The sequence below is a fragment of the Rahnella sp. P4_A8 genome (assembly GCF_056402435.1).
The window spans coordinates 1-6209 of record NZ_JBFUHK010000109.1; the positions used below are offsets into that span (position 1 = coordinate 1).

Sequence of the window (6209 nt, forward strand, 5' to 3'; positions counted from 1 at the left end):
GAGTGGTGGATTAGTCTGTAACAGAGTCTCTCAAATAATCGCAGCGCGATGGTGGAAACACCTTCGGGTTGTGAGGTTAAGCGACTAAGCGTACACGGTGGATGCCTAGGYAGTCAGAGGCGATGAAGGGCGTGCTAATCTGCGAAAAGCGTCGGTAAGGTGATATGAACCGTTATACCCGACGATACCCGAATGGGGAAACCCAGTGTGTTTCGACACAYTATCATTACATGAATACATAGTGTAATGAGGCGAACCGGGGGAACTGAAACATCTAAGTACCCCGAGGAAAAGAAATCAACCGAGATTCCCCCAGTAGCGGCGAGCGAACGGGGAAGAGCCCAGAACCAGCATCAGYTTGTGTGTTAGTGGAAGCGTCTGGAAAGTCGCACGGTACAGGGTGATAGTCCCGTACACAAAAATGCACAAGTTGTGAGTTCGATGAGTAGGGCGGGACACGTGACATCCTGTCTGAATATGGGGGGACCATCCTCCAAGGCTAAATACTCCTGACTGACCGATAGTGAACCAGTACCGTGAGGGAAAGGCGAAAAGAACCCCGGCGAGGGGAGTGAAATAGAACCTGAAACCGTGTACGTACAAGCAGTGGGAGCCTACTTGTTRGGTGACTGCGTACCTTTTGTATAATGGGTCAGCGACTTATATTTTGTAGCAAGGTTAACCGAATAGGGGAGCCGTAGGGAAACCGAGTCTTAACTGGGCGTCAAGTTGCAAGGTATAGACCCGAAACCCGGTGATCTAGCCATGGGCAGGTTGAAGGTTGGGTAACACTAACTGGAGGACCGAACCGACTAATGTTGAAAAATTAGCGGATGACTTGTGGCTGGGGGTGAAAGGCCAATCAAACCGGGAGATAGCTGGTTCTCCCCGAAAGCTATTTAGGTAGCGCCTCGTGAACTCATCTTCGGGGGTAGAGCACTGTTTCGACTAGGGGGCCATCCCGGCTTACCAACTCGATGCAAACTACGAATACCGAAGAATGTTATCACGGGAGACACACGGCGGGTGCTAACGTCCGTCGTGAAGAGGGAAACAACCCAGACCGCCAGCTAAGGTCCCAAAGTCATGGTTAAGTGGGAAACGATGTGGGAAGGCATAGACAGCCAGGATGTTGGCTTAGAAGCAGCCATCATTTAAAGAAAGCGTAATAGCTCACTGGTCGAGTCGGCCTGCGCGGAAGATGTAACGGGGCTAAACCATGCACCGAAGCTGCGGCAGCGACRCTTAGGYGTTGTTGGGTAGGGGAGCGTTCTGTAAGCCGTCGAAGGTGAACTGTGAGGTTTGCTGGAGGTATCAGAAGTGCGAATGCTGACATAAGTAACGATAATGCGGGTGAAAAACCCGCACGCCGGAAGACCAAGGGTTCCTGTCCAACGTTAATCGGGGCAGGGTGAGTCGACCCCTAAGGCGAGGCTGAAAAGCGTAGTCGATGGGAAGCAGGTTAATATTCCTGCACTTGGTGTTACTGCGAAGGGGGGACGGAGAAGGCTAGGCTGGCCGGGCGACGGTTGTCCCGGTTCAAGCGTGTAGGGGGTGTGACCTGGTAAATCCGGTTGCATATCAACYCTGAGGCGTGATAACGARCCACTACGGTGGTGAAGTAGCTGATGCCATGCTTCCAGGAAAAGCCTCTAAGCTCCAGGTAACACGAAATCGTACCCCAAACCGACACAGGTGGTCAGGTAGAGAATACTCAGGCGCTTGAGAGAACTCGGGTGAAGGAACTAGGCAAAATGGTGCCGTAACTTCGGGAGAAGGCACGCTGGCGCGTAGGTGAAGGGACTTGCTCCCGGAGCTGAAGCCAGTCGAAGATACCAGCTGGCTGCAACTGTTTAATAAAAACACAGCACTGTGCAAACACGAAAGTGGACGTATACGGTGTGACGCCTGCCCGGTGCCGGAAGGTTAATTGATGGGGTCAGCCGYAAGGCGAAGCTCTTGATCGAAGCCCCGGTAAACGGCGGCCGTAACTATAACGGTCCTAAGGTAGCGAAATTCCTTGTCGGGTAAGTTCCGACCTGCACGAATGGCGTAATGATGGCCAGGCTGTCTCCACCCGAGACTCAGTGAAATTGAACTCGCTGTGAAGATGCAGTGTACCCGCGGCAAGACGGAAAGACCCCGTGAACCTTTACTATAGCTTGACACTGAACATTGAGCCTTGATGTGTAGGATAGGTGGGAGGCTTTGAAGCGTGGACGCCAGTCTGCGTGGAGCCAACCTTGAAATACCACCCTTTAATGTTTGATGTTCTAACTCGGCCCCGTGATCCGGGGTGAGGACAGTGTCTGGTGGGTAGTTTGACTGGGGCGGTCTCCTCCTAAAGAGTAACGGAGGAGCACGAAGGTTAGCTAATCACGGTCGGACATCGTGAGGTTAGTGCAATGGCATAAGCTAGCTTGACTGCGAGAGTGACGGCTCGAGCAGGTACGAAAGTAGGTCATAGTGATCCGGTGGTTCTGAATGGAAGGGCCATCGCTCAACGGATAAAAGGTACTCCGGGGATAACAGGCTGATACCGCCCAAGAGTTCATATCGACGGCGGTGTTTGGCACCTCGATGTCGGCTCATCACATCCTGGGGCTGAAGTAGGTCCCAAGGGTATGGCTGTTCGCCATTTAAAGTGGTACGCGAGCTGGGTTTAGAACGTCGTGAGACAGTTCGGTCCCTATCTGCCGTGGGCGTTGGAAGATTGAGAGGGGCTGCTCCTAGTACGAGAGGACCGGAGTGGACGCATCACTGGTGTTCGGGTTGTCATGCCAATGGCATTGCCCGGTAGCTAAATGCGGAAAAGATAAGCGCTGAAAGCATCTAAGCGCGAAACTTGCCTCGAGATGAGTCTTCCCTGTGGCTTTARGCCACCTGAAGGGACGTTTAAGACTAAGACGTTGATAGGCTGGGTGTGTAAGTGCAGCGATGCATTGAGCTAACCAGTACTAATGACCCGAGAGGCTTAACCTTACAACACCAAAGGTGTTTTTAGAGACTTGAAGTAGATTTTCAGCTGAAGTTCCGAGATTGGTTCGTAGTGCAAGCCTGATGTAGGGTGAGCGKTAYGAATGAAACAGAATTTGCCTGGCGGCAGTAGCGCGGTGGTCCCACCTGACCCCATGCCGAACTCAGAAGTGAAACGCCGTAGCGCCGATGGTAGTGTGGGGTCTCCCCATGCGAGAGTAGGGAACTGCCAGGCATCAAATAAGTGGAAAGCCCTGTACGAAAGTGCGGGGCTTTTTGCTATGCGGAATTTAACTAAAAATTACATTTATCCACGCGCTGCATCACAAAAAACAACGCAAACGCAGGTAACTCGTCAACTTTCCTCTCTTCCTTATCCATTCGTTGCTTAACTCAATATTTCCTATCGATAAAAAATAGCCTTAACCACGCTTATAGCAGGAACTATTGGGAGAAAATAATATGAAGGATACTCTGGGATCTCAATCTGAGAATCATGATCAGCAAGATAAGAAGAAACGTATTTTTGCGATTGTGGGGGCATCTTCGGGAAATCTGGTCGAATGGTTTGACTTCTACGTCTATTCCTTTTGTTCGCTCTATTTTGCTTCTTCATTTTTCCCCAGCGGAAACAGTACAACCCAGTTATTACAAACTGCAGGCGTTTTTGCCGCAGGATTCTTTATGCGCCCTATTGGAGGATGGTTATTTGGTTATATCGCCGATAAACATGGGCGCAAAAACTCAATGATGATCTCGGTCTGCATGATGTGCTGCGGTTCGCTGGTGATCGCCTGTTTGCCAACCTACGCGACGATAGGCAGCTGGGCACCGGTATTATTACTGGTCGCCCGTCTATTCCAGGGGCTTTCTGTTGGTGGGGAATACGGAACAAGCGCAACTTATATGAGTGAAGTTGCGATTAAAGGACGTCGCGGTTTTTATGCTTCATTTCAGTATGTGACCTTGATCGGTGGGCAACTATTAGCACTTCTGGTTCTGGTTATACTGCAGCAGATATTCTCCAATGATGAGCTTAAATCCTGGGCGTGGCGGATCCCCTTTGCCTTAGGCGCTGTGCTTGCTGTCGTGGCGTTGTTCCTGCGGCGTTCACTGAACGAAACATCAGATAAACAAACTCGTGAGCATAAAGATGCTGGTACCCTCTCGGGTTTATGGAAGCATAAAAAGGCATTTATGATGGTATTAGGGTTCACGGCGGCAGGTTCCCTGACCTTCTATACCTTCACCACTTATATGCAAAAATATCTGGTGAATACTGCCGGGATGGATACCAAAACAGCGAGTGCCTTAATGACCGTCGCCCTGTTTGTCTTTATGTGTTTGCAGCCTATTATTGGCGGGCTCTCGGATAAAATAGGTCGACGCAGTTCTATGTTGATATTCAGCGGCCTGGCGACTGTTTTCACCATCCCGATTTTGTATATTCTGCAAACCGTTACCAGTCCTTATATCGCCTTCGGACTTATTGTTTTGGCACTGCTGATTGTCAGTTTTTACACATCAATCAGCGGATTATTAAAGGCGGAAATGTTCCCGCCGGAAGTGAGGGCATTGGGTGTCGGATTATCTTATGCGGTTGCAAATGCTGTGTTTGGTGGTTCGGCAGAATATGTCGCCCTGACCTTTAAATCCTGGAATATAGAGGAAGTATTTTTCTGGTATGTCTGCGTAATGTGTTTGATCGCTTTGGTCGTATCGATGAAATTGCACCGCAAAGGAAAGGAAATACAGCTGTAATTCTTACGGAGAGAGTGCAGGGATGCACTTTTAATAATGGATAAGATGATAAGCGCTGTAGCCAGCAGCTGCGCCTGCTATAAGCATAATGACAGGAAGCCTGAGAGCCAGGAGAATTTTTGCATCACAAAGTGGAATTCCAAATATAAAAAAGCCCGATCACGATGATCAGGCTTTCAGTATAGCCAATTACAGAATCCGGCTGATTAATCTGTCGATACGTATCCGGCGCAGACGGCGGATAAGCTTACGGACTTTCACCGGGTAATTAGGAATACTTTCCAGCTCCATATAATGCGAGACAACCTGCGTGTGCTGGCGTATTTCTTCCAGTTCTTTGTGTCGCGCGATCGCCAGCTCTTTATGCGGATCATGGATCAAAATGGCATTCTCCAAATCCAGACGCCAGGCGCGAGGATTCAGGTTATTACCGGTAATAAGTTGCCAGCGGTCATCCACCCACATTCCCTTCAGGTGATAGCTGTTATCACCGTCTTTCCACAGGCGGACAATCAACTGTCCGCTGTCAACGAAGCGTTGTAAACGGCTCAGGAAACGACGCAGATTAATTTCATACAAATACGGTAAGGCACCGATGATTTTGAATGGCTGATCCTGCGGAATATAAAAATCGTTTGCGGTTTTGTCACCCACGATAATTTCAACCTGCTTACCACGACGCAGCAGATGAATAATATTACGTGCCAGCATGGCAGGCATATTGAAATAAGGCGTACACAACGTCAGCTTATGTTCCGTACTGGCCATGAGATGATGGATAGTTCGGTTAAGCTCATTTTGTTTGCCCAGACCGACGATAGGGGTCACTGCCAGCTCATCATTCCCTGCGCTGTCTTTGAAATGATAACCGCTGCTGCGCAGATTCTGACGGAACTGACGCGTTTCGTTTTTAATCTCAATGCTTTTCGGGCGATCTTCACGATCAAGACGCTGTACCGCTGCGGCTGTCAGGATCGACTTCTTCATAAAGTCGATCATGGCATCTGCCAGCGGGGCGTTGGACAGTAACTGATAGCGATCGTAGCGGTATTTTTCATGACGATGCAGATAAACATCATTGAGGCTCGCGCCGCTGTAGATCACCTGATCGTCAATAACAAAGCCTTTGAGATGCAAAACACCTAACGCTTCACGGGTATTGACCGGAACGCCATACACCGGCACGGAAAGCTCAGGATGCTCTTTTGCCATGCGACAATACCAGTCAGCATTGGTGTTTGACGCTGCCGCGCCAATGCGACCACGCTGCGCGCGGTGCCAGTCAACCAGCACACAAATCTCCAGTTCAGGACGTTGCTGCTTGGCGGCATATAGCGCCGACAATACATCACGACCGCCATCATCGTTCTCTAAATAGAGCGCGACCAGATAAATCCGTTGGGTGGCGTTGGCAATGGCTTCGAGCAGCGTCTTACGGAAATCTGCAGGGCAGTAGAGTGTTTTTACAGCAT

General features: G+C 49.9%; 2 protein-coding genes and 2 rRNA genes. 3 read left to right on the forward strand and 1 reads right to left on the reverse strand.

Features of this window, described 5'->3' with window-relative positions:
* Nucleotides 1–74: 74 nt before the first annotated feature.
* From AC1DUO_RS22935 to AC1DUO_RS22945, 3 genes are all read left to right on the forward strand, one after another.
* A 23S ribosomal RNA gene (locus AC1DUO_RS22935) occupies nucleotides 75–2982 on the forward strand.
* Between the two features lie 113 nt (nucleotides 2983–3095).
* A 5S ribosomal RNA gene (gene rrf, locus AC1DUO_RS22940) occupies nucleotides 3096–3211 on the forward strand.
* Nucleotides 3212–3438: 227 nt separating this feature from the next.
* Entirely contained in the window at nucleotides 3439–4737 is a 1299-nt protein-coding gene (locus tag AC1DUO_RS22945) for an MFS family transporter (protein ID WP_013574070.1), read from the forward strand.
* A 189-nt stretch (nucleotides 4738–4926) separates the two neighbouring features.
* On the opposite strand, the gene pssA is transcribed toward AC1DUO_RS22945, so the two are convergent.
* The coding region (gene pssA / locus AC1DUO_RS22950; RefSeq protein ID WP_477988902.1) for a CDP-diacylglycerol--serine O-phosphatidyltransferase at nucleotides 4927–6209 on the reverse strand (1283 nt) is incomplete at its 5' end.

Coding starts and splice junctions, on each gene's coding strand:
- AC1DUO_RS22945 (WP_013574070.1), top strand. CDS start 3,439: ATGAAGGATACTCTGGGATCTCAATCTGAGAATCATGATCAGCAAGAT.